This is a genomic window from Paenibacillus sp. SEL1, assembly GCF_054602535.1.
The window spans coordinates 5,629,838-5,653,027 of the sequence record NZ_CM137723.1 but is presented as its reverse complement, the minus strand read 5'-3'; the positions used below and the strand labels follow the sequence as shown (position 1 = coordinate 5,653,027).

Below are 23,190 nucleotides of genomic sequence, written 5' to 3'. Positions count from 1 at the left end.
CTCTTATAATAAAAGAGTAGATAATGATTTTTAGAGGGGGAACAATATGCGAGTTCATTCGAAGAAAAAGCTGTTGTCGTTGCTCGCCGCAACTATGGTATTAGGAGTGGGCCTTGTGGGCTGCTCAGGTACGGGGAATGATGGAAATGCGGACAGCACAGCTAAAACTGAAAACGTATACAAAGAAAAATACAATCCAGAAGTCACAATTTCCACGGTATGGGGTGTAGATCCCGCCTTAAAATTTAAAAATGGTGAATCTATCGAAAATAACATTGCGACCAAATGGGCTAAAGAGAAATTCGGTATTAATATCAAATCACTCTGGTCCGTCACGGATACGAATGGCGCATTTGCTACGAAGCTGCGTTTGGCTATGTCCTCCGGTCAGGAGATGCCGGACGTCGTTGTACTGGGGACGGAGAATGAGCAACTGGCACAAGACATGATCGATTCTGGTATGTTTGCAGAGGTAGGCCCGTTGTTTGACAAGTACGCTTCGGATTCCTGGAAGCAGGCGATGAATCAGGATACAAACGTATGGAATCAGTATAGCCGAGATGGCAAAAAAATGGGTATTCCTGTGCTTGATTTTGCCTATAACCATGATTATGTATTGTGGGTACGACAAGATTGGTTGGATAAGCTGGGTATGAAGGCTCCAGAGACGATGGATGATCTGGAAAAAGTGATGGATGCCTTTAAAAATAAAAATCCGGACGGACTGGCTCCGAACAAAGTGATTCCGCTCAGCATCGGTTTTAAAACATCCATGAACACTTGGATGGGTGACCCATCCTGGATTTTCGGGGCATACGGCACTCTACCTCAGCAGTGGAACAAAGGCACGAATGGCAGTTTGGAATATGGCTCCGTGCAGCCTGGCATGAAGCCGGGTTTGCAAAAGCTGAGCGAGTGGCTCAAAAAGGGATATATTCCTCAGGAAGCAGCATTGTGGGATGAAAATAAAACGGCAGAACCTACAGTCGCAGGAACAGCCGGTATGATTCCTGGACCATATTGGATGAGCGGCTGGCCGCTTCAGGATACAGTCAAAAATGCGCCGGGTGCCGTGTGGAAGCCGATCAAGATTCCAGCGGGTCCTGACAACAAAGCGATGCGTCACGGAACGCAATACACCAATGGTGTCGTATTAATCAACAAACAAATGCAGCATCCTGAAGCTTTTTTCACTTATCAAAATTATTTGTTTGACCATTATGCTAATGCCAAACCGGACGGCGATTTGTCGAATGGGCTGTTTAAAGGCTACGATTATGATTTGGATGCGGACGGCAAGCTAATGTCTATCGATAAAATACCAGGCGGTTATGTAAACTCTATTCGTTATTTGCTGGTTCGTGATGGTGCGCGTATACCTGATGCCCAAATGAAGGCTTTGTTAAGTTTGGCTAACGGCGCAGAACCGAAGACCCGTCTGGAGAAAGATGTAATGGTGAACTACGGGAAAGATACTCCCGCAGCTGCCAAAGTGCTTATGGAACAGAAAGATATCTCCATGAAAGATCAGTTCACGGGCCCTACTACGCCAACTATGAAGGCTAAAAAGGACTATCTGGATAAGATTGAAAGTCAGACCTTCAATGAAATTATTTATGGCAAGCAGCCGATCTCTGCTTTTGATACCTTTGTGCAGACGTGGAAAACAGCTGGTGGCGAACAAATTACAAATGAAGTAAACGAATGGTATAAAAGCGTCGAAAAGTAAAAACCAATGATGTTGTAACAGAGTAGGAGGGCTGTCCCGAGGTGGGCAGCCTTTTTACTACAGCTTTACCCGTATCGAGTAGAAATGAATGCGCTATCATGGTGTATTTGAAAAAAAGTTTTATTCGTTTGGCGAGCTTAAAAAAATGATTGCTTTTGTGCCATGTATGTTGGTTTTTTGAACTGTTGGGACCGCGAAAACGCTTTTATAATTGAAGTATACCATGAGAGTTACAGGAGGAACTGCAATGAGAAGTCTGCAACGTACGTGGCCATTTCATATCATGCTGCTGCCAGCCATCATTTTTTTAATTGTATTCAGCTACATTCCGATGGGCGGCATCGTGATGGCCTTTCAAAATTACAAACCTTGGCTAGGCATAACTGGTTCCGAGTGGGTTGGACTGGATAACTTCCGTTTTTTGTTTCAACGGGAGGACAGTCTTCAAGTCGTCTGGAATACGCTAATTATTGCTGTGTTAAAGATGTTTTTCAATCTGGTGGTTCCGTTTGTTTTTGCTATACTGCTGAATGAAATTCGCAAGGTTGGACTTCAGCGATCCATTCAAACACTGGTTTATCTGCCACACTTTCTGTCGTGGGTCATCTTGGGCGGAATTCTGATTGACCTGTTGGCTACAGATGGATTTATGAACCGTATTCTCGGTAGTTTCGGGATTCAGCCTATCTTTTTTCTAGGAGATAATAACTGGTTTCGGTTTACTGTCATTGTATCGGATATATGGAAGGAGTTCGGATACAACACCATCGTATTTCTTGCTGCACTGGCGGGTATTAATCCTTCGTTGTATGAGGCTTCTGAAATGGATGGAGCAAGCCGCTGGAGACAGACGCTACACATCACTGTACCTTCGTTAATTCCGATGGTAGTCGTTGTTGGAACGCTTGCACTTGGCAATGTACTGAACGCCGGTTTTGACCAGATTTTCAACCTTTATAATCCGCTGGTTTACCAAAAAGGCGATATTATTGATACATTCGTCTACCGGACAGCGTTAATCAATGGGGAAATGGGCTTTGCCACTGCTATCGGGTTGTTCAAATCCGTTATCAGTATGATTCTCATTCTGATATCTTATCGACTTGCTTACAAATGGGCAGGTTACCGCATATTTTGATTCCACGAGGCTGAAAGAGGGAGAGTCATGTATCATAAAACAACGCCATACCGCATCTTTAATGTGTTTAATATTTGCTTGCTTGTGATTTTGTCCATCATGTGTATCGTTCCGCTGATTCATGTGTTAGCGGTATCATTTAGTGCTAAATCAGCTGCAGATGCCAATCTGGTTGGACTGTGGCCGGTACAATTTTCATTAGAAGCCTATAAGAAGACGATGAATAACCCGATTTTTCTGCACTCCATCTGGATTTCTGTCTGTCGGACTGTATTGGGAACCGGCTTAACACTGCTTATTACCTTTTTAGCTGCTTATCCACTTTCAAAGGAAACATCTGTGTTCCGTAGCCGAAACGTATATTCATGGTTGTTCGTATTCAGCATGATTTTTAACGGTGGTCTGGTTCCATTCTATATGGTTATTCAAAAGATCCACCTCATGGACAGTTTCTGGGTACTTGTTTTGCCAGGAGCGGTCAACACATTTCTGGTCATCCTTATGTTGAACTTTTTTAGAGGAATTCCCAAAGAGATGGAAGAGGCCGCATTGATCGACGGAGCAGGACATTTTCGGACATTGTTTAGTATCTTTTTACCGATATCCATGCCTTCCATTGCGACGATTGCGCTGTTTAGTATGGTATTTCATTGGAACTCCTGGTTTGACGGTCTGCTCTATTTGAGCAATGCAAAGGATTATCCGCTGGCGACGTTCCTGCAAACTGTAATTATTCAGAAGGACATGAGTTCCATGAGCATGAGTCCCAAAGAGATGGAATTACTTTCTCAAACGACGGTTAATGCTGCGCAAATTTTCATTGGTGCAGCGCCTATTCTAATTGTATATCCATTTTTACAAAAGTATTTTGTTAAAGGTATGACGCTAGGCTCCGTCAAAGAGTAACAGAAATTAAATTAATAGAAGGAGATGATTTGTAGTGACGAATCAAAACATAATCAAGTACCATCCCATTAGTGAGCGAGTTCCACGTATGCTGCATGGAGCGGACTATAACCCGGAGCAATGGCAGCATTACCCTGAGGTGTTAGCGGAGGATATCCGTCTAATGAAACTAGCCAAATGTAACGTGATGTCTGTCGGCATTTTCTCATGGGTTTCATTGGAGCCTGAGGAAGGTGTATTTACATTTGAGTGGCTGGACCGTATTCTGGATTCGTTTGCTGAGAACGGAATTTATGCGTTTTTGGCCACTCCGAGTGGAGCAAGACCAGCCTGGATGTCACAAAAATATCCTGAGGTGCTGCGTGTGGAGGCTAACCGTGTCCGTAATCTGCATGGGTTTCGCCATAATCACTGTTCTACGTCACCTGTTTACCGGGAAAAAGTGCGTATCATGAACACGAAGCTGGCTGAGCGTTATGCTAACCATCCTGCTGTTATTGGCTGGCACATTTCCAATGAATTTGGTGGAGATTGCCACTGTGATTATTGTCAGGAGGCATTTCGCGCTTGGGTCCAGGATAAATACGGTACGCTGGACAAACTCAATCACGCATGGTGGACGACCTTTTGGAGTCATACAGTTACAGATTGGAGCCAAATTGAGTCTCCGGCACCTCATGGTGAGACACAGGTCCATGCTATGAATTTGGACTGGAGACGGTTTGTGACCGATCAGACCGCAGATTTTATCAAACATGAGATTGTGCCGCTCAAGGCTGCCAATCCAGCTATTCCAGTCACAACCAATTTAATGGAGTTTTTTGAAGGATTGAATTACTGGAAGTTTGCTGATCTGCTCGATGTTATATCCTGGGATAGTTACCCGACGTGGCATGACCGTGAGGGAGATGATAGCCGTCAAGCTGCGAAAGTGGCTATGATGCACGATATTATTCGTTCAATCAAGGGAGGCAAGCCTTGGATGCTCATGGAGAGTACGCCGAGTTTGACGAACTGGCAAGACGTTAGCAAGCTGAAGCGGCCGGGAATGCATCTGCTATCGTCTTTACAGGCTGTGGCACACGGGTCAGACACCGTTCAATATTTTCAGTGGCGGAAAAGCCGGGGTTCGAGTGAAAAGCTGCATGGTGCGGTTGTCGATCATGTCGGACATGAGCACACTCGGGTATTCGGGGATGTGACCCATGTCGGTAATGCGCTGGAAAAACTGGAGGAGGTTATCGGTACAACTGTACCGGCGGAGGCCGCAGTCATTTTTGACTGGGAGAACCGTTGGGGAATCAACGATTCACAGGGACCGCGGAACAAAGGTGTGAAATATGAGGAGACAGCTGAAGCGCATTATTTGGCACTTTGGGAGCAGGGTGTGCCTGTAGATGTCATTCATATGGATGCAGATTTCTCCAAATACAAACTTTTGGTAGCTCCGATGTTGTATATGGTCCGCAGTGGTGTGGGGGAGCGTATACAGAAATTTGTTGAAAATGGCGGCGTTTTCGTAGCAACCTATTGGTCTGGTATCGTAGATGAACATGATTTGTGCTTCCTTGGAGGCTTTCCGGGCCCGCTTCGTAAGACGCTGGGGATCTGGTCGGAAGAGATTGACGGATTGCATGATCATGATCGTAATCACATTTTGCCGGTTGAAGGCAATGAGCTGGATCTGCATGGGGAGTATGAAGCTGTAGAATTGTGTGATCTCATTCATACGGAGGGTGCAGAGGTACTGGCTGTGTACGGCTCAGACTTTTATGCAGGACGTCCGGCTTTGACGGTGAACCGTTTGGGACAGGGAAAGGCTTATTACATCGCATCACGCAACATCGGACTATTCCACAGTCATTTTTACAGAAGTTTAATTGATGATGCAGGAATCAGTAAAGCGCTCAATGTGAAGTTGCCTCATGGAGTGAATACGGCGATTCGTACCGATGGGGTTCATGATTATATTTTTATACTGAATTTCACGCATGAGCCGCAAAAGATTACGTTGGATGGACGAACTTATGCGGATATGCTTGAAAATCCTGCGATAGAAGACGGTAGCGTTCAATTGGATGCCTACGCTGTTAAGGTTTTAAAGACAGAGCGCAATAAATAGAACATGATATTAAAGTGTGATCTCTATCGTTTTCCCGAGTGAGGGAGCTGGTAGATTGGTCAGAGGCAATGAGGAGTATACAATTTGAATGGAGGATGTACTTATGAAAACAGGTAACCGCATTATGGTATTTGCGATGTTGATCTTGTTATCCAGCTTATTGTATCCGTTGGGCTTTGTGGGGTTGGGTGCGGCTTCGGCCGCCCCTGCTTTCGCCAAAGGAGCAGATATAAGCTGGGTAGCAGGAATGGAAGCGCAAGGTATGACTTGGAAGGATAAAAAGGGTGTTCGTCGGGATATACTGCAAATTTTGCGGGATGACTATCAGATCAACTCGGTACGTATCCGTGTGTGGGTAAACCCTGACATGAAAGATTATGCAAGCGGATACATGAATGCCGAAAAGGCAGCAGAACTGGCACAGCGAGCTAAAAAATTGGGCATGAGCGTTATGCTGACTCTACATTATAGTGATTCCTGGGCAGATCCAGGGCAACAGAACAAACCTTATGCGTGGCGCAATTTCACATTTACACAACTTATGGATGCAGTCTGGTCTCATACGGTCTATGTTATGAACACGATGAAAAGCAAGGGGGTAACACCGGACTGGGTGCAGATCGGTAATGAGACGAACAATGGAATGCTCTGGGAAGACGGCAAAGCTTCGGTGAACATGAAAAACTATGCCTGGCTCGTCAATACAGGTAATAATGCTGTAAAATCGGTTAGCAGCAGTACTAAAACGATCGTACATTTAGCCAACGGGGATAACGGTTCCGTGTTGAACTGGAATATCGGTGGGCTGATTGATAATGGAGCTCAGTTTGATCTCATCGGGCTGTCTCTGTATCCGTCTCCTTCTGACTGGCAGGGTAAGGTGGACCAGACGATTACCAATGCCAATAACCTCATTGCCAAATACGGCAAAGGCATTGTCATCAGTGAAATCGGAATGGAATATAACGAACCTGCTGCTTCCAAGGCATTTATTTCTGCAATCAAAACAAAGGTTCGTAACATTGGAGGCGGCAAGGGTACAGGGGTATTTTATTGGGAGCCGGCTGCAACTCCAGGTTACAATCAAGGTTATAACAAAGGTGCTTGGCAGGCTGACGGTAAACCAACCTCAGCTTTGGAAGGATTTATAAATTAAGAAGTATGTAAGAGTAGATCAAAGAACCTCTAGTTCGCATTCTATGCAGACTAGAGGTTCTTTATTGTTATCTTGAGTTACTTGGAGTTATAAAATTAGGCTTCCCGGTTCACCTTGAAGAACGAAATGAGCTCTTCCAGCTCCCCAGACATCAATGTGAGTTTGTCAGAAGCTTGGACAATAGAAGCCATAGACTCAGCCTGTTCTCCAATGGTATGCTCGATTTGTTTGCTGCTGTCGACTGTTTTGCTAACTGTCGAAGACAGCTCGTCAGAGGTAGCTGACATTTCCTGCGTGCTGGCCGAGATCTGCTCCGTTGCGCTGGATACCTCTTGAATTTGTGACGACACTTTATTAGACGCATCTAAAATTTCAGAGAACATTTCGCCTGTTTGCTTCGTAACTTCTAGCCCAATGTGAACTTCTTTTGTACCAAGGCTGATGCCTTTTACAGTCTGCTCAATTTCTTTTTGGATTTCTTCAATAAGCTCTGCAATCTGTTTGGCAGACTCTTGAGACTGTTCAGCCAAATTACGCACTTCTCCCGCTACTACTGCAAAACCTTTACCTTCTTCACCGACTCTGGCAGCTTCAATAGAAGCGTTCAGTGCAAGCAGATTCGTTTGACTGGCAATGCCTGTAATGATGCTGACGATATTGCTGATTTCGTTAGAACGGTTCTGCAGCGCATTAACGGAATCAGCTGTACTTTCCATTGTAGTGGAGATGGAGTCCATTTGAGCGGAAAGCTTTTGGGCTACCTGGTTGCCTTCAACGGAGCGTTTTTCCATAGAATAAGCTTGATCGGCTACGGAAGAGGAGCTTTCGGCAATCGTTTGGATGACTGTCGACATTTCATTCATAGCTCTGGAGCTTTCATGTGCTGCGTGATCCTGAGCTTCAAGCCCCTGGGTTATTTCCTGAATATTGCTATTAATGACGTTCGTATTCGTACTGTTTTTCTCGCTAATACTTAACAATTCCTGGGCAGATCCCGTAACTTCTTGTGTCGTATCCTGTACTTTCACCATGGTATCGTTAAGGCGTTTGATCATAGAATTAAATTTTTGATTAATAATGCCAAGGTCGTCCTCGCCTGTCTTAATTTTTACATTCAGATTCCCCTCGCTGACTTCTTCAATGCCCTTCATCAAGCTACGAATCGGGGAGAGGGTACGTTTTACCAGTAAATATTGGACCGTTAAGAAGATCGCAAGGAACAGAATGAGCAATGAAACACCATATACAAGCAATTTATGAAGTCCGTTAGGTACAGAGCTCGCGTCTACGTCAAAGTATATCGCACTTGTGATTTTACCGCTTTCATCTGTAATTGGGTAAACAATGGTCGTCCATGTACCAAAATCGTCAGTATAAAAGCTGCTAAACGCTGAGTCTTTAGATTGAAGCATTTTATTTACACCTTGTACATTTTCGTCTGGAAGAGTGTACATATCCCCAATATTCATCTTCGAGTCTTGGAAAGCTTGGACTAAATTTGTAGGAACGCCAATAATGGAGGTTTGATTTCCTTCTGTTAGTTCTGTGCCAAATATGTAAGCTTGGGCAACATTAGGATAAAATGTGTGGATAGAATCTAGGAATTTGCGTAAATCCTGTTGAGCAGAACCGTTATAATCTTTTTCGCTTAATGCTTGTTGTACTTTTGTTTTGTCAACATCTTCTGCCCATTTTTTAGTCAATACTTTAACTTGGTCTTGCAGCTGCGTGGTGAGAATGTTCTTTTGAAGTATATAGCTGGATGTGATGAGAATAGCACCTATTAATACGATGTTAAGAAAAGAGATTAATAGATTTTTACCAAAAAAGGACATAGTTCTCCACTTCAAGTTTTTCACGTTTTCTTCTCCTTTGAATTAGCAATTTAGTTTCATATACAACCTACCCCATATATATTTCGACAATTTGCTTTCTAAATGTTAGGTATTTATTAAAAGGGAGAGTAGAAGGTTATTCAAAAAGAACGGCGGCCCCTAGTGAATGAAACGATGGGACCGCCGCTTGTCGGCAAAACTGGATTTTATGTTGTTTTTCCAACTCAATTCTTACTAAATCACTTTATTGTTCAAACAATATTTAAAAAATAAGATAAATGAGAGCAAACGGGTATGCTTTATACCTATAAATACCTGGATTGCATTAAGGGTTCTTAAGTTTCTGTCCCTATAAAAGAAGTGAAATGAGTAAGGGTAGTGAAATGAGCGATAAGACTGAGCTAATAACAAATGCAGATGCAGCTTCCGTTTCCAGTGTTTCATAACGGGTAGCAATCATAGCGGCCACAGCCGAGCCGGGAAAAGCGACAAGCAGTACGGCTTTGGTTACATCTTCATGGGATAGTCCTATTAGAACAGCAATACCGAGCATAACAATAGGCATCACGATGGCTTTCAGCACAGCGATGCTAAGTGCTTTTGGACTGAACGTAATCTTTTTGATACCAATGGTTACCCCGATGGCAAATAGGGCTGTACCAGCAGTAATATTGCCGATTTGATCAAACATGGATTGCAAAAGTTTCGGAGCGTGGAATCCACATAGAGTCAATACGACACCAAACAAGGGTACGCAGGCAAGCGGCTCGCTGAGTCCATGAAGGACTGATTTCATAGTGACTTTAAATAAGTTGCCTTTAGTGCCGTCGGATTCTGTTGTTTTGCGCTGACCGACCGTTCCCAAAATACTTGCAAGCGGATCAAGAATGGCATTAACGACGATCCCAGTAATCGCAATCGGGATGGCGACTGCCGCACTTCCGAACAAGCTGCCCAGAACCGGAATTCCCATGAATGCAAAAGAAGGCTGTGTTGAATTCAATGCGAACATGGAGGATTCAGTCAGGCCTTTTTTGGCAATTAAGCGATAAACAATGAGCAATACAATATAAAAGCCGATTACACCAAGTAGCAAAGCCACAAGAAAGGGCCACTTTTGAATCAACGTCTCTCTGGGTGTCGTCGTGATACCAATAAACAAGTGTGCAGGTAGAGCAAACTTCGTCACGAGTGTATTTAATCCCTTAGAAGAAGCAGGGTTAAAAGCCTTAAACAATCCTGCGAAATAACCAATTAAAATGACAAAGAAAATAGGAATTAAGATAATAAAAATATGACCTGTAGCCATGATGTCGCCTCCAATGAAGATGTCCGCCAAAAATGGCGGACATCAGTTAAATAATCACTTTGCATATGCAAGTACACATTTGATGTTGTTCGCTATTTTTTAAACCAGGACGGCTTCCTGACCATATTGTTTGATGGGTTTATATTTGCAGTCCCACATCGCATCTCGAACCGCTTGTGCGATATCGTCCGGTTGATGACGTGCTACTCCATCCTGAACTGCTGCCTTAGCTACAGCCACGGCTACCGCTTCAGATACTTCTCGTAGCTCGTTAATTTTTGGCAGCAGGGAAGCACCAGGCTGCGACAAATCAACCATTTGAGCTACTGCATGGGCAGCTGCTGCAAACATGCTATCTGTTATAATTTTGGATTTTACCACGATTGCGCCGAGACCCAGACCCGGGAATACGAAAGCATTGTTGGATTGCCCAATTTCAAACTTAATATTGTTATAGATCACTGGCTCGAAAGGACTTCCTGTTGCAATGAGGGCTTTTCCTTCGGTCCAGTGGATCAAATCTTGCGGAGTTGCTTCTGCAAGTGGAGTCGGGTTGGACATAGGCATAATAATAGGACGCTCTGTATGTTTGGCCATTTCTTTAACGATTTCCTCACTAAATGCCCCAGTAACACCGGAAGTACCGATCATAATCGTCGGTTTTACGCGGCGAATGACTTCAAGCAAAGGGATTTTGCCATCCTCAGCATGTTCCCAGTCACGGCATTCTGCAACATCACGCACATAAGGGACCTGGAATGGAAAAAGTCCTTCTGTTTCGTTGGTAAGCAGTCCACGGTAATCATAAGCCCAGAAGTTACGTCTTGCTTCTGCTTCTGACAGTCCTTCCAGCATCATGGCGGCGCTAATTTGGTCTGCATTGCCGATTCCAGCAGCTCCTGGACCAAAGACTAGGACCCGATGCTTGCTCAGTGGGATTCCGGACAATTGAACACCAGACATCACACCTGCGAGCGTAACCGCTCCAGTACCTTGAATATCGTCATTAAAAGTCAGAATACTATTTCCGTATTTATTGATAATGTTCCGTGCGTTGACATTGCCCAGATCTTCCCAGTGCAGCAGGGCATTCGGGAAAAAGGAAAGTGCAGCTTGAACATAAGTGTCAATAAATTGGTCATATTGTTCTCCACGTACACGTTTATGACGATTCCCCATGTATAAAGGATCTTCCAATAGCTTCTCGTTGTTTGTACCTGCATCAAGAACAACTGCCAGCACCCGGCTAGGATCTATACCAGCAGCAGCTGTATACACAGCAAGCTTACCAATAGAGATATTAATACCTCCGACTCCCCAGTCCCCGATTCCCAAAATACTCTCGGAATCTGTGGCTACGATCAGGTCGATATCATCAGGGTCTAGGTTCAAATTCTTAAAAGCCTCTCCAATACCCGCAAGATTATCGATAGATAAATACATACCACCAGGCTTGTGATATTCATGACTGTATTCCTGTATAGCCTGGCCTACTGTTGGTGTATAAACAATCGGGAGCATTTCGCTTAGGTGCTCAGAGAGCAAACGATAATAAAGAACGGTATTCCGATTAAAAAGATCATTTAACGCAACATTTTTACGCAAATTATCCGGTTGGCTCTGAAATTGCTCGTAAACCCGCTGAACCTGCTCCTCAATAGTTAATATCGTAGGAGGAAGGAGACCATCAAGTCCAAGCTGTTTCCGTTCTTCCAGGGTAAAAGCCACTCCTTTATTCAGCAGGGGGTTGGCAAGTAGATCTTTTCCGGTTAATTTAGTTTCGATAGATCCGTCTTCCGTAAAATGAAAAGCACGCATTTTCAATTCCTTCTTTCTAAAAAATTACATTTTGTTAATCCTTGAACAATTCGTGAACAAGTATACGCCTTATTTTAAACCAAGTGAACAAGTATGTTGTGTGAAAAATGGTTATATAAGTGTTTACATAAGAAAAATTATGAAAATGAAAGCGATTTTCAATGTTTTTCGAATGAAAATTTCATTTAATTTTCATAATATTTTCGAAAAATATTTATTTAATGTGATAATTATCATAGTTTTTATAGGTGTGATTCGATTGAGTGCGCATGAAAAATAGCTTAACTTCATTTTATATAAACGAAGTTAAGCTATTTTTTTGACTATAGGGATGGTTGAGGGACAATTCAATGCTTCGCAGCTCTATGTTTAATGAACATCAGATATTTAATTCTCCGATGCGATTGACGGCTTCATCAGTAACTGTATCAGAGCGTCGCATCCAGCTGTTACGCCATTTCAATTGCATTATGATGACGAGGGTAAAGGCACAGAATGTGATCAGGCTCAGACAGATAAAGCCTGGCATATAGGAACCTGTTGATTTGTATAGATGACCCAGTATAAGGGGAAGAAAGTACCCGCCTATGCCACCAGCAGCGCCGACGATACCGGTCATGAGCCCGATTTCGTTGCCGAACCGCTGCGGAACGAGCTGGAATACGGAGCCGTTGCCAGCGCCAAGGCACATCATGCCTACGAACAGCAGCACGACTACCACGGCAAGTGGCGGTAAAAACGCAATGCCGGCGAGCATAATCCCGGCTCCTGCATACAAGTACATTAACATAGTTGAACCACCAATCCGGTCGGACAAAAAGCCACCTACAGGACGAAAGAAGCTTCCGGCAATCACACAAATGGTCGCAAAATCGGCGGCATGTACCGCGGAGAGGCCATATTGGGTATTAAAGAAAATAGTCAAATAATTAGAAAGGCCAACGAATCCGCCAAACGTCACGCAGTAAAAGGCACAGAATACCCAGGCATCCCTCTGTTTGAGCACCGAAGCATATTGCGACAGACTTTTTGGTGCTGGGCGGTGAGGGCTGTTGCGGGCAAAAATACTGAACAGAACGAAGACGGTTAAGATGGGGAGGATGGCCAATCCGAAAACGGCTTCCCAACTGCCAAAATGTTGAGCAATGCGGTTGGCGAACAATGTCGCAAGGACGGTACCGCTATTCCCGGCACCGGCAATTCCCATAGCCAAGCCTTGATGCTCTTTGGGGTACCATTGACTGGCCAACGGCAGCGCAGCTGCAAATGATGCTCCAGCTACGCCCAGGAGCAGGGCAACAACGTACATGTGCTCTAGCGAATCAACCCACAGCCAGCCGAGCAAGAGAGGGATTATCGTGACAAGCATACCAATCTGTCCCGTGAGCTTCGGACCGATATAATCTGACATGAATCCGAGCACGAGCCGCAGCAGGGAACCACCAAGTATAGGTAGGGCGACAAGATTGGCTTTTTGTACAGGGTCCATTGGATAATCATTAGCAATTACAACGGCTAATGGTCCGATCATTCCCCAGATCATAAAACTGATATCAAAATACAGAAAGGAGCCAAATAGGGTGGGCTTGTGTCCGCTTTTCCAGAAACTTTTTTTGTTCATTCTCCATCTCTCCTGTTCTAATTGTTGTTCTTTGTCTGCAAAATGTAATTTGAACATGAAAAAGCCGCAAATCGCCCCTACATGGTATCTAGGAAACGGTTTGCGGCCTCATTGCCGTGGTTGACACACCTCATTGTGAGTCGACTTGGTATGATCACGTTGGAGTGATTTTAATCAAATTATAAAAAAGGATCTGTTTTATGTCAATATACATAACACAAAATCACAAAAAATTAAATATGAGGTGAAAAAATGCAGTTTTCATGTATTGAATATTGACATGACATTCACAATTCAGTAATCTTAGATACATATCGGCACAACGATGTGCCGACATTTACGGCAACGGTGCCCTTTTCCATGGAATGGAGAAGGGCTTTTTCTGTCTTATTTTATTCGGAGAATGGGGCTGGTTTAATATGATGAAAAAACTGGTCGTCGTCGGTAACGGTATGGCAGGCATTAAATGTGTGGAGGAAATACTTGATCTGGAGCCAGAGCGGTTCCAAATCACGATATTTGGTGCAGAGCCCCGTCCCGGGTACAACCGAGTGCTCCTGTCCAAAATGCTTCAGGAGGAGAGCTCATTTAAGCACATCGTTACCCATGACTGGGACTGGTATGAAGAGAACGGGGTAAAGTTGTACGCGGGTGAACGCGTCTGTCGTATTGATGTTGCAGCCGGGATGGTGGTAACGGAATCCGGCATCAAAGAACCTTATGACATGCTCATATTGGCAACGGGCTCATTGCCTTTCATGCCGCCCATTCCCGGAGCTCGAAAACAGGGGGTAATCGCTTTTCGTGATGTGAATGATTGTAAAACTATGGCAAGATATGCCAAAACATACCGTAAGGCGACAGTTATCGGAGGGGGGCTGTTAGGACTTGAAGCCGCTCAAGGCTTGCTGAATCTAGGGATGGAAACTGAGGTTGTTCATAATGCGCAGTATCTTATGAACCGTCAGCTTGATCGGACGGCGGCTGTGCTTCTGCAGCGAAAGCTGGAACAACAGGGCATGAGGTTTCATTTGGCGAAGGAAACGGTCAACATCATAGGCCGAAACAGGGCGCAAGGATTAATATTTGCGGACGGGAACAGGTTGGAAACGGATTTGGTTGTGCTGGCGGTTGGTATCCGACCGAATATCGAATTAGCTCAGGACAGCGGTCTGACCGTAAACCGTGCCATTGTCGTGGATGATTATATGCGCACGAGTATTCCCGGTATTTATGCCGTCGGCGAATGTGCTGAGCATCGCGGGATTTCATACGGGCTAGTGGCGCCGCTATATGAGCAGGGCAAAGTGCTGGCAAAAGTTATTTGTGGTCGTGAAACGGCTCCCTATGAAGGGACGGTTCCGTATGCGCAGCTCAAGGTAGCGGGGATTCATCTGTTTTCCGTAGGAGACATTCGCGAAGAGGGAAGCGAGATAGCGGTCATGGAGTATAACGGGATGCAGGAGGTTTACAAAAAAGTGATGATGCATGCCGGTGCTGTCACTGGTGCCATTTTATTCGGAGATACGGCGGAAAGTAACTCCCTGCTCGGTATGGTACGGCGCGGCGCGTCGGCTACAGAGCTTGCATCCCAGGATAACAGCGAGAGCAGAGCAGAGGATGCGGTAGCCGCACTGCCGGAAGAGGAGATGATATGTGCATGCAACGGCGTAAGTAAGGGGGCTATTTTGCGAGCGATTGCTACGGATAAGCTGAAGACGGTGGAAGAAGTGAAAAGCCGGACCAAAGCATCCGGTTCCTGTGGGGGCTGTCGGCCGCTGGTGGCTGCACTGGTCAAAAATAGTTTGTCCCGATCGACAGTTTCCGGGCCTGTAGTTACTCCGACCGCCCAAGAAGTTGTCCCTGTGTGTGGATGTACGCACTACGATCATGATTCGCTTAAGACAGCTATGGTGGACGCAGCCTGTCAGACACCAAAGGAAGTAGTGTCCCGTCTCGGTTGGACCAGACAGCAGGGGTGTGAATTATGTCGTCCAGCTGTACTTTATTATTTGGAATCTCTCGGATTGCGCGACAGATCTGCGACAAATCCATTAAGTTCTGGTGTTGCGGTTCAGGTTGCCGAGCGGTGCGGAGGAGAAGCGCCCTCTGCGGGTCTGCGCTTTACGAACCTAAATGCCGAGAATCAGGCTTTTGTTAAGTCGGACCTGATGGATCAGGCATTTGTAGAAGTAGCCTGGCTAAGAGAACGGTTGGCAACTTTATGGGGAAGTCTTGCATTGCCCTCGTTGGTTACAGTTTCTGTTTGTCCTGGATCGGAGTATCCCGGAGGTGTATTTGTCCACGATATTGGAATATCCCGATCTCCAGCAGGCTGGGAGGTTTATGCCGGTGGTCATGCAGAGCATCCGGTTCGCCAGGGGCAGCTGCTTGGATTGGAGGAGGACCCGACAGGAGCGGTCCTGCTGGCTGCAGTTTGCTTGCGAATATACCGACATAGTGCCCGGTACGGGGAGAAAATGTGGGAGTGGATTGAAAGGACTGGCGTTATGGCGCTACGGGAAAGTGTGCTTGATGCTGCTCTTCGAAGTGAACTGGCGGGCAGCCTACGGACCACAATGCTGACAGGATGACGGGTTGAGTTGGAGTTGTGGCGATATATCTAGCGTGTGCAGACAATAAAATCACGAAAAATGGCGAAGGGGAGGTGACTTTGATGTGTCAGTCAGGAGAAAGCAAACCGGAAGCTGGGCTACATGTATCGTCAGTAATGGATACGCAGTGCCCGTTTTGCAGCGTGCAATGTAAGATGACCGTTAGCACGGGTACAGAGACACTCGCGGGTATCATCCGTACAGTGTATAAGGCGGAAGGGAAGCCTAATGCAGCCTCGCAGGGTAGGTTGTGCATCAAGGGAATGAATGCGCATCAGCATGCGACTCATGCGGAAAGGCTGGTACAGCCTCTCATACGCAAAGAGGGCAAACTTGTTCCCGTCAAGTGGGAGGAGGCATTGGATACTATAGCTAGCAGTTTCTCTACGCTACTGTCCACACAGGGTGCCGATGCAATCGGAATTTACGGTGGAGGTTCACTCTCCAATGAAACGGCCTATTTACTCGGTAAATTTGCAAGAGTGGCTGTAGGTACGCGATATATCGATTATAACGGGCGCTTCTGCATGTCGGCAGCGGCATCCGCTGGTAGTAAAGTGTTTGGCGTTGATCGCGGACTGACCTGCAGATTGGCTGATATTCCATTAGCTCGTTGTATTGTACTCGCAGGTACAAATATCGCTGAATGCCAGCCGACGTTAATGCCTTATTTTCACGAGGCGAAGGAAAACGGCGCGTTTATCATCGTGATTGACCCGCGCGCGACACCAACGGCGGCGGCCGCCGATTTGCACCTGCAAATCAAGCCGGGTACGGATGCTGTGCTGGCCAATGCCATGCTAAAGGTCATTGTGGATGAAGGATTTGCGAATGAAGAGTTTATCCGCAAGCGGACCAACGCCTATGACCAGCTGTTGACTCATTTGAAGGGTGTGGATCTGAGCGAATCGGCTGCGTTGTGCGGAATTGAGGTAGAAATGATCCGGCAGGCAGCACGTGCCTTTGGCGGTGTGGAGACTGGCATCGTTTTTACGGCCAGAGGTGTCGAACAGCAGACAGATGGACATATGGCGGTGCGTGCATTTCTTAATCTGGTGCTGGCCACTGGCAAGATAGGAAGGGAAGGATGCGGTTATGGGGCTATCACAGGACAAGGAAACGGGCAAGGGGGGAGAGAGCACGGCCAAAAGGCTGACCAGCTTCCTGGCTACAGATCGATTGAGAATGAAGAAGATCGATTCTATGTGGCGTCCGTGTGGGGAGTTGAACCAAGCAGTTTGCCGGGAAAAGGGGTGTCCGCCTATGAAATGATGGAGCTTGTTCATCAGCGAGAAATCCAAGCTCTGTTCGTGATGGGCTCTAATCCTGTTGTATCTAACCCGAATGTCCGGCTGGTGGAGGAAGCCCTCAAAAAGCTGAATCTGCTGGTTGTGGCGGATATGTTTCTCACTGAAACCGCACGGATGGCCGACGTTGTTTTACCTGTGACGTCTTATTTGGAGAATACGGGGACGATGACCAATCTGGAGGGCCGCGTTCTGCTGCGGGAAGCGGCGAGGCCCGCACCGGGCGAGGCTAGAGATGACTGGAACATTTTGTGTCAGTTGGCTGCAAAGCTAAACAAGGGCAGCTATTTCTCTTACAGGGATGCTGAGCATATCTTTGAAGAACTGCGGCTCGCCAGCCGGGGCGGTCCTGCCGATTATTATGGGATCACATATGACAGGCTGCGTCGTGAAGAAGGAGTATATTGGCCATGCCCGTCTACGGACAGAGCCGGTATGGATATGATGTTTCGGGAAACCTTTGCCCATTCCGATCAAAAGGCTGTTTTTACGGTGGTTGAAAGCTGTGGAGCAGGAGAGGAGATATCAGAGGAGTACCCGCTTATTTTGACGAACGGCCGTGTACTGGCTCATTATTTGACCGGTGCACAAACGCGCAGAAGTCCGTCGCTGGCCGCGCGAGAGATTGAAAATTATGTGGAAATTCATCCGCGGACAGCGCGACGCTGGCATATCAGGGACGGGGAGTGGGTAGAAATAGCATCACAGCGCGGCAACTTCACTGTCCGCAGCCGAATCAAACCACATATCCGCGAAGACACGCTCTTCGTACCCATGCATTGGGGTGGGATACAAAATGTAAATCGGGCGACCCGACCCGATCTTGATCCGTTCTGCCGGATGCCTGGCTTCAAAACGGCAGCTGTACGTATTCGTCCCCTTCACCTAGCCGCAGCAGCAAGCAGTGCAGATAATGGGGAGTGGTCTGAGTTCTAGAGCAGGATGGAGTAAGTGACTTTTTCTTTGCATAAAAGACCAGCCCTCATTGTATGAATGAGGGCTGGTCTTTTTGGGTTGGACAGTTAATGGCCTGCAATCACAGACCGCGTGAGGCCGATATTATAATTGCAATCGGGTTTCGGATATGTTTGCTCCCGTTTTTATTTCTGTTCTGAGCATAGCTTCCCGCCAGTGTTTATACAAATTCCAGGCGTCCCCGTTTTCTAGCAGCGGTTTGCAGGTATACAAACCTTCCTCTATGGAGTCGACTCGTCCTGCAACGAACAGTCGGACCGCACTGTTGAGTAACACTTGATTCGAAAAGGCTATAGAAGCTGTACCTTGTAGCACTTCCTCCGTAATGCGCAGTTGTTCAGCGGGGGTCCAGTTATGCTCTGGTACCACCGAATCCAGCCCGTACATTTCTGGATCAATAACCTGTAGTGACACCTCGCCGTTAGCAAGCAGGTAAGTCCGGGTCGGCCGATCGATGAACAGGTCCTCCGATCCTTCGCTCCCCTGGACGATCAGAGCCCTGCGGTAATTGAGATTTTGCATGAGTTTCGCCGTCTTCTCGAACACAGTATTGTGGAAAACGCCGAATACAATATAGGGGGAAGAACCGTAATCAACCAGTTTCTCGGCAGTATTCAGCACCGTGCGAAGCCCCAGCTCTTCGCGAATGGACCGCAGATCTCGCAGGGGCGCGCACCACTGTTCGGAGGCTATGAATAGTACACCAGCCAGCTTCGCGGCATGAATGGCGGTTTCGCGTGTCATGTTCCCGGACGTAACCCCCATTTCCTGCAGTAAAAGCGGTAACGTAACCCCCCATTTGGGAGGGAGAGGTGCGCTGCCATGCATCGTTACAGGTATTCCGCATGAGGCGAGTACGAAGGCTGTTGCGAAGGTGGCGATAAACGATGACTTCCTGCCATCGTACGGACCGGCAAAATCAATACCTTCCTGCATCGGGAAGCGATGGGTATATTTACGGCAGACGTTTACGAATGCTTCCAGCTCGGCAACGCTCTCCATTTTAATGCGCTCCGCGGCAAAGAAAGCTCCGATTTGAGCAGGGGTTGCTGACTGGGTCATAATAAGTTCGGCAGCAGCTTCGGCTTCGGCGTAATTCAGATCCCGGGCGCCCCTTTTGCCACGACCCACTTCTTTTAATATTTCAATGATATTCATGTTCAGGCCCCTTTCAGATTTATGCTTTTAGCATTTGCTGTGCCTTGACGATGGAGATGGCCACATCAACGATACGTTTGCGTTCGTTCATTGCTTTTTTGCGTAGCACATCATATGCTTCCGCTTCCGGGATACCGTTTACTTCCCCCAGTATTCCTTTGGCCATATCAATCCATTTGCGTTCTTCCAGTCGAGCGGTCAGTTGCTTGCGTTCACTTTGCCAATGCTGGCGTTCAAAAAAGCGTTTGGCACTAAAATGAAGAGCCCAATTCAGTTCATGGGCTGCCATTGAAGGGGTTAGAATGCCATCGACAGTGACATCAGCTTCACAAGCCTCTGTCGATGATAGCGCTGATTCTGCGCTGCACCACCAGAGCAATGGGACCGCTTTGGCTTGCTCCAGCCTGTCACTCCATATGCTGATAGTGCCAACAGGTATGTTTAGTACCGCCGCATCTGCATTAAGGATTAGCTGTTTGATTTCGGATTCATTGCGGCAGGGCAGAGTTAGGTATCCGTTGGACTCTAAAAGGTACTCAGGTCCTGCTTGGCATGAGGAAACGGCGTGTGTCTGCTCAGATACATGGTCAGAATGTAAGTGAATTACCAACAAGGAACGCAAGCGGGCTCCTCCTCTCTGTAACATGAAGGGTGGTTAGGGATGAGATAGTATTCATTGATAACAAATATGACATGAAATTTTATCTGTCTGCTTATTTTTTTCACCATCATCAAATTAAAACGGACTTTTAAACCATTTTGGCGTGTTTTGGTCTGAAAATCAATCCTAATTTTGTAGGAGAGTGATATTTTATACGTCATAGATATGTTACATGGTGATAAAATATAATTTTTTATAAGATATTGCGTAAGGAATGTTGACATATCATTTGAACCATTATATATTAGCTACAGTACTTTTTAATTCCATACTCTGATGGATACAACGGCGTATTCGATGAAACGGCAATGGAGCCTGTTTTCTCATGTGAGGGATATTATGAATCCCCATATGTGAAGCAGGCTTTTTATGTTTTAAGGATACAAATGGAAGGGGAGTGACCTGATGAACGATATCCAAAAGTTAGTGTTGATCGGCAACGGAATGGCGGGAATACGCACTCTCGAACATTTGCTGAAGCTTGCACCAGGTAGCTATGAAATTACGGTATTCGGGGCCGAGCCCCATCCAAACTATAACCGGATCATGCTGTCCTCCGTTCTGGCGGGAGGGGCTGGTTTGCAGGATATTGTCATCAACGACTGGAGTTGGTATGAAGACAACAATATTCGATTGTATACCGATGATCCTGTCACAGCTATCGATACGGAAAAGCAGCAGGTGACGTCGCGCTCCGGCGTATGCATCTCTTATGATTTGTTGTTGTTGGCAACAGGTTCTAAAGCCTTTATTCTGCCGCTTCCAGGAGCCGACAAGGAAGGTGTTATCGGTTTTCGGGATATTCGTGACTGTGAAACGATGATGGAGACGGCAAAGACGCACAAAAAAGCAGCCGTCATCGGCGGCGGATTGCTTGGGCTAGAGGCAGCTAGGGGGCTGCTTAACTTGGGAATGGACGTCACCGTTATTCATATTAACGGATATATTATGGATCGACAGCTGGATGAGGCTGCTTCCCTTATGCTACGGCGTGAGCTGGAGGAGCAGGGAATGACTTTTCTGGTCAATAAGCGGACGGCGGCTATTACGGGGCGTCGCCGCGTGGAAGGGTTGAAATTTGCCGATGGCAGCGAGCTGGAAGCAGATCTGATCGTTATGGCGGTAGGCATCAAACCAGACATTGAACTGGCGGTGTCGGCGGGAATCCCTGTAAACCGCGGCATCATCGTAAATGATTACATGGAAACGAATATCCCCGGAATCTACGCCGTTGGAGAATGCGCAGAACACCGGGGAATCACTTACGGGCTGGTTGCTCCATTATATGAGCAAGGTGGTGTACTGGCTCAGCGGCTCGCGGGAATGGAGACTCCCGGCTACAGTGGTTCTGTTACCTCGACAAGGTTGAAGGTATCGGGTGTCGACGTGTTTTCAGCAGGGGATTACAAGGATGAACCGGGAACACGTTCCCTGCGGTATCAGGATGATATTGGCGGCGTCTACAAAAAAATCGTGATCAAGGAAGAAAAACTTATCGGAGCTGTTCTGTTTGGGGATACGTCTGACGGAGCCATGCTGTTTTCTTTGATCAAAAGTGGCGAGTCGGTGGTTGGCCGAGAGAAAGAGTTATTACTTGGCTTCAATCCCGGTCAACCTGAAGCTAGTGGCGCCATGATGCTAGAGCAGATGCCTGATGACGAAATTGTATGCGGATGTAATGGTGTATCCAAGGGTGACATTGGAGAGGCGGTTGCGGCTGGCTGCCGGAGTGTCGGGGAGATTAAGGCATGCACAAAGGCATCGGCATCATGTGGCGGCTGCAAGCCATTAGTGGAGGGACTCTTACAGCTATACGCAGGCGCAGAAGCCGGAGAAACGCTGAAAGAGGGAATTTGTAGTTGTACGACGCTTGACCGGGAAGCGATCATTGATGGCATTCGGGAGATGGGATTGAAGAGCGTCAAAGAAGTGATGAATGTGCTGGGCTGGAACGAACCGGAAGGTTGCACTAAATGTCGACCGGCCCTCAATTATTATCTAGGTATGCTATGGCCGCTGGATTATGAGGATGAGAAGGAATCCAGATTCACGAATGAACGGTACCATGCCAATATACAGAAAGATGGCACCTATTCTGTCGTGCCCCGCATTTATGGAGGAGTTACTTCACCTGCCGACTTGAAGAAAATTGCTGCTGTCGCAGAGAAATACAATGTGCCTCTGGTGAAATTTACGGGGGGCCAACGCCTTGACCTGCTTGGTGTGAAGAAGGAGGATTTGCCGGGGATCTGGGCTGAGTTGGATATGCCGTCTGGATATGCCTATGGAAAGACGCTGCGAACGGTTAAGACGTGCGTAGGTAACATCTTTTGTCGCTTTGGCACTCAGGATGCTATGGGTATGGGCATCCGGTTGGAAAAGGCATTTGAACGTCTGAATGCGCCATCCAAAGTCAAACTGGCTGTATCTGGTTGCCCGCGTAACTGCGCTGAAGCGACGATCAAGGATTTGGGCGTCGTTGCTATTGACGGTGGATGGGGGATCTACGTTGGAGGTAACGGCGGTATTAAGGTTCGGGCAGCTGAACTGCTTTGTACCGTTAAAACTGAGGATGAAGTGATGGAATGGACCGGTGCCTATCTGCAGTATTATCGCGAGCAGGCCAATTGGAACGAACGCACAGCCCATTGGGTGGAACGGGTCGGAGTTGAATCCATCAAACAGGCACTCGCGAATGCAGAGACGAGGAAGCAACTGGTGACCAGAATTGAGGAGACGTTAAGCACGACGACTGATCCGTGGCACGAAATTATTCACAACGAAGAGCTGCGCAAAAATTTTGTGCAACTGCCGGAACTTAAGCCAGTAATGGAATAGGG

14 protein-coding genes are annotated in these 23,190 nt (G+C 46.6%); 8 read left to right on the top strand and 6 right to left on the bottom strand.

Annotated elements, in window-relative coordinates:
• Positions 1 to 46: 46 nt before the first annotated feature.
• The 5 genes from ACYCSE_RS25910 to ACYCSE_RS25890 all read left to right on the top strand — a co-directional run bounded on the left by ACYCSE_RS25910 (position 47) and on the right by ACYCSE_RS25890 (position 7,051).
• On the top strand, positions 47 to 1,729 hold the full coding sequence (locus ACYCSE_RS25910) for a type 2 periplasmic-binding domain-containing protein (RefSeq protein ID WP_459700627.1): 1,683 nt from the start codon (positions 47 to 49) through the stop codon (positions 1,727 to 1,729).
• A gap of 247 nt (positions 1,730 to 1,976) precedes the next feature.
• Complete coding sequence (locus tag ACYCSE_RS25905) at positions 1,977 to 2,867, top strand: ABC transporter permease (RefSeq protein ID WP_029517681.1); 891 nt, start codon at positions 1,977 to 1,979, stop codon at positions 2,865 to 2,867.
• 27 nt (positions 2,868 to 2,894) lie between these two features.
• On the top strand, positions 2,895 to 3,773 hold the full coding sequence (locus ACYCSE_RS25900; protein WP_069010559.1) for a carbohydrate ABC transporter permease: 879 nt from the start codon (positions 2,895 to 2,897) through the stop codon (positions 3,771 to 3,773).
• 34 nt (positions 3,774 to 3,807) lie between these two features.
• A complete protein-coding gene (locus ACYCSE_RS25895) occupies positions 3,808 to 5,895 on the top strand; it encodes a beta-galactosidase (RefSeq protein ID WP_459700624.1) in 2,088 nt (695 codons plus the stop codon).
• A gap of 103 nt (positions 5,896 to 5,998) precedes the next feature.
• Positions 5,999 to 7,051 (top strand): glycoside hydrolase family 53 protein, encoded by a 1,053-nt coding sequence (locus ACYCSE_RS25890; protein WP_459700622.1) that lies wholly within the window; start codon positions 5,999 to 6,001, stop codon positions 7,049 to 7,051.
• Positions 7,052 to 7,146: 95 nt separating this feature from the next.
• Here ACYCSE_RS25890 and ACYCSE_RS25885 read toward each other — a convergent pair whose 3' ends face one another.
• From ACYCSE_RS25885 to ACYCSE_RS25870, 4 genes are all read right to left on the bottom strand, one after another.
• Positions 7,147 to 8,910, bottom strand: a complete 1,764-nt coding sequence (locus ACYCSE_RS25885; RefSeq protein WP_459700620.1) for a methyl-accepting chemotaxis protein — start codon at positions 8,908 to 8,910, stop codon at positions 7,147 to 7,149.
• Between the two features lie 325 nt (positions 8,911 to 9,235).
• Positions 9,236 to 10,195 (bottom strand): AEC family transporter, encoded by a 960-nt coding sequence (locus ACYCSE_RS25880; protein WP_025718424.1) that lies wholly within the window; start codon positions 10,193 to 10,195, stop codon positions 9,236 to 9,238.
• A gap of 99 nt (positions 10,196 to 10,294) precedes the next feature.
• The gene (locus ACYCSE_RS25875) at positions 10,295 to 12,013 is read right to left on the bottom strand and encodes an NAD-dependent malic enzyme (RefSeq protein WP_023989354.1); all 1,719 of its coding nucleotides are present in this window, start codon (positions 12,011 to 12,013) and stop codon (positions 10,295 to 10,297) included.
• Positions 12,014 to 12,392: 379 nt separating this feature from the next.
• Positions 12,393 to 13,634 (bottom strand): nitrate/nitrite transporter, encoded by a 1,242-nt coding sequence (locus ACYCSE_RS25870; RefSeq protein ID WP_459700618.1) that lies wholly within the window; start codon positions 13,632 to 13,634, stop codon positions 12,393 to 12,395.
• Positions 13,635 to 14,053: 419 nt separating this feature from the next.
• On the opposite strand from ACYCSE_RS25870, the gene nirB (ACYCSE_RS25865) reads away from it, so the two are divergent.
• Together nirB (ACYCSE_RS25865) and nasC are read left to right on the top strand one after the other, a co-directional pair.
• Positions 14,054 to 16,228: a nitrite reductase large subunit NirB gene (nirB, locus tag ACYCSE_RS25865; RefSeq protein WP_459700616.1), complete on the top strand. Its 2,175-nt coding sequence runs from the start codon at positions 14,054 to 14,056 to the stop codon at positions 16,226 to 16,228.
• An 83-nt stretch (positions 16,229 to 16,311) separates the two neighbouring features.
• Complete coding sequence (gene nasC / locus ACYCSE_RS25860; protein ID WP_459700614.1) at positions 16,312 to 18,492, top strand: assimilatory nitrate reductase catalytic subunit NasC; 2,181 nt, start codon at positions 16,312 to 16,314, stop codon at positions 18,490 to 18,492.
• A 123-nt stretch (positions 18,493 to 18,615) separates the two neighbouring features.
• Here the strand turns inward: nasC and ACYCSE_RS25855 are convergent, their stop codons facing one another.
• Together ACYCSE_RS25855 and ACYCSE_RS25850 are read right to left on the bottom strand one after the other, a co-directional pair.
• Complete coding sequence (locus tag ACYCSE_RS25855; RefSeq protein ID WP_459700612.1) at positions 18,616 to 19,689, bottom strand: anthranilate phosphoribosyltransferase; 1,074 nt, start codon at positions 19,687 to 19,689, stop codon at positions 18,616 to 18,618.
• A gap of 19 nt (positions 19,690 to 19,708) precedes the next feature.
• Positions 19,709 to 20,311 carry an ANTAR domain-containing response regulator gene (locus ACYCSE_RS25850; RefSeq protein WP_254325321.1) on the bottom strand — a complete coding sequence of 201 codons (603 nt, stop codon included), beginning with the start codon at positions 20,309 to 20,311 and terminating at the stop codon, positions 19,709 to 19,711.
• Between the two features lie 444 nt (positions 20,312 to 20,755).
• Here ACYCSE_RS25850 and nirB (ACYCSE_RS25845) point away from each other — a divergent pair, with 444 nt between their 5' ends.
• Positions 20,756 to 23,188 carry a nitrite reductase large subunit NirB gene (nirB, locus tag ACYCSE_RS25845; RefSeq protein WP_459700610.1) on the top strand — a complete coding sequence of 811 codons (2,433 nt, stop codon included), beginning with the start codon at positions 20,756 to 20,758 and terminating at the stop codon, positions 23,186 to 23,188.
• The last annotated feature ends 2 nt before the right edge of the window (positions 23,189 to 23,190 follow it).

What these genes read in the sequence shown, in the direction of transcription:
- ACYCSE_RS25910 (WP_459700627.1), top strand. Translation starts at nt 47, where the DNA reads ATGCGAGTTCATTCGAAGAAAAAGCTGTTGTCGTTGCTCGCCGCAACT.
- ACYCSE_RS25905 (WP_029517681.1), top strand. Translation starts at nt 1,977, where the DNA reads ATGAGAAGTCTGCAACGTACGTGGCCATTTCATATCATGCTGCTGCCA.
- ACYCSE_RS25900 (WP_069010559.1), top strand. Translation starts at nt 2,895, where the DNA reads ATGTATCATAAAACAACGCCATACCGCATCTTTAATGTGTTTAATATT.
- ACYCSE_RS25890 (WP_459700622.1), top strand. Translation starts at nt 5,999, where the DNA reads ATGAAAACAGGTAACCGCATTATGGTATTTGCGATGTTGATCTTGTTA.
- ACYCSE_RS25880 (WP_025718424.1), bottom strand. Translation starts at nt 10,195, where the DNA reads ATGGCTACAGGTCATATTTTTATTATCTTAATTCCTATTTTCTTTGTC.
- ACYCSE_RS25875 (WP_023989354.1), bottom strand. Translation starts at nt 12,013, where the DNA reads ATGCGTGCTTTTCATTTTACGGAAGACGGATCTATCGAAACTAAATTA.
- ACYCSE_RS25870 (WP_459700618.1), bottom strand. Translation starts at nt 13,634, where the DNA reads ATGAACAAAAAAAGTTTCTGGAAAAGCGGACACAAGCCCACCCTATTT.
- nirB (WP_459700616.1), top strand. Translation starts at nt 14,054, where the DNA reads ATGATGAAAAAACTGGTCGTCGTCGGTAACGGTATGGCAGGCATTAAA.
- nasC (WP_459700614.1), top strand. Translation starts at nt 16,312, where the DNA reads ATGTGTCAGTCAGGAGAAAGCAAACCGGAAGCTGGGCTACATGTATCG.
- ACYCSE_RS25855 (WP_459700612.1), bottom strand. Translation starts at nt 19,689, where the DNA reads ATGAATATCATTGAAATATTAAAAGAAGTGGGTCGTGGCAAAAGGGGC.
- nirB (WP_459700610.1), top strand. Translation starts at nt 20,756, where the DNA reads ATGAACGATATCCAAAAGTTAGTGTTGATCGGCAACGGAATGGCGGGA.